The organism is Streptomyces sp. NPDC002573 (genome assembly GCF_042889625.1).
In the GTDB taxonomy this organism is placed as follows: domain Bacteria; phylum Actinomycetota; class Actinomycetes; order Streptomycetales; family Streptomycetaceae; genus Streptomyces; species Streptomyces gibsoniae.
In genome coordinates this window covers 1-1,628 of record NZ_JBIARC010000254.1, presented here as the reverse complement: position 1 = coordinate 1,628, position 1,628 = coordinate 1, and the positions used below count along the sequence as shown (strand labels likewise).

At 64.4% G+C, this 1,628-nt stretch carries 1 protein-coding gene and 1 pseudogene; one reads left to right on the top strand and one right to left on the bottom strand.

The window, feature by feature from the left end; genetic code table 11:
* Positions 1-235, bottom strand: a 235-nt coding sequence (locus ACFYX0_RS47745; protein WP_388982108.1) for a DUF6328 family protein, incomplete at its 3' end; no start/stop codon positions are given.
* Between the two features lie 938 nt (positions 236-1,173).
* Here ACFYX0_RS47745 and ACFYX0_RS47740 point away from each other — a divergent pair.
* Positions 1,174-1,628 (top strand): annotated as a pseudogene (locus tag ACFYX0_RS47740) (esterase); the annotation flags it as partial.

Sequence of the window (1,628 nt, the reverse complement as noted above, 5' to 3'; positions counted from 1 at the left end):
TCGGCGAGAGCCGGGCGAAGAGCATCGCGCGGTCGAAGATCGGGTAGTGGGTCGCCACCACCACGTCCCGTGCCGTGACCGTGTGCCCCGCCTCGATGCGCAGCCGGCAGGGGTCCGACTCGTCCAGCCCGACGACACGGAGCGTGGCGGCGTAGATGCCACGCTGGAAGGCGCTGAGTTGCGGAAAACGGCTGGTGAAGGCTACGCCGAGCACGAAGGCGAAGAGAATCTGCACACCGGTCTGGGCGACGCGCAGTCCTGGAGCAGTTCGACCAGATTGCGGTCGGCCCGCTGCTCCGGCGTTTCGTATCGCGGCGGCTGTGGCATCGGCCTTGGCTCGATCGGCATGATCCTCACTGTCCGGGCGAGCATCGCGACACGCGAGTAGGAGCAGGCACACGAATTACCTGTTCACCTGTGGCCGGGTGGAGCCAGGGGCGAGCGACCTGCGAGCGAGTCACCGCCGAGCCCCCTCACAAGCTGCGTCATGAAGCGGACTGCCGCGCGTACAGCTGTGCTTGGCTCCGCACCAGACTCAAGGTTACTCGCAGAACGACGGGATGCGATGTCCGTCAGGATAGGTGAGGAAATGCCGGGTCGAGTTCCGGAACGATATGTGGTGCGGCGCATATTCCACGGCTCTCGGCCGGAAAACCGTCCCGCGCTGATCGCCGGGGCCTGCACGCTCGTGGGAGTCCTGGACATCGCAGCGGGCGTCTTCCCCGCTTCCGGCGCAACCGTGTGCACCGCACATGGGCCGAGGTCCTGCCGGTCTACCCCCAGTCGGGCGGCCAACGGTTCCATCTGACTCTCCGCCAGGGGATTCTCTTTATCGAACTGAGACCTAAAGGAATTACCTAAAAAGACTTACCGAAATCCGAAAAAGAGCCCCTATCCTTAACGAGCCTTACTAAAGATTTGCCCTGCCTGGTCTCTCGAAAATATAGCCTGCGGCGAAGATCCGGTCTGGGGGTGCTGGCGCTTCTGGGACGAAACCTCTCCGCTGCAATCCGGGTATCCGGCCACATTGCGCACTCTGGGACGGTGTATTGGGAGTGAGGTTCGCTCCCCAATCACAAGGTCGGTTCAAAACCGAAGGGAAGTCCGGGGCAAGCCCGCGCGAAGGCGTGAGTGCGCTCCAGGGGACGGAAAGCGCAGTCAGGGAAAGGGCCCATGGGTCTCACAAGCAACAAAGTGCTGGTGCTGGCGTTGATGCTGGCCGTGCTGCTGTTCGTAGGCACGGTCTGGTACTGGCCGAGGCTGGCGCGGCGCAACTGGCAGGCCGTCGGCGGACGGGTCGGCCTGCTGTTCGCCACTCAGCTCATCGTTATCGTGTCGCTCGGACTGGCCGCCAACCAGGCCTTCGGGTTCTACGCCAGTTGGTCCGATCTGTTCGGTCAGGAGAACGGGCAGGGCGTGGTCGTCGACAACGGTGCCGCGGGATCGAGCGGCGGCCCCCTCCAGGTGCTCGGCACGCAGACGGTGAACGTCTCGGGCGGCGCGCAGCCGCAGATCGGCGGCCAGATTCAGAGAGTCACCATATTCGGACCGAAGACCCATATCGCCGCGCCCGCGTACGTCTACCTGCCGCCGGAGTACTTCCAGCCGGCGTTCCGCACGCGCTCGTT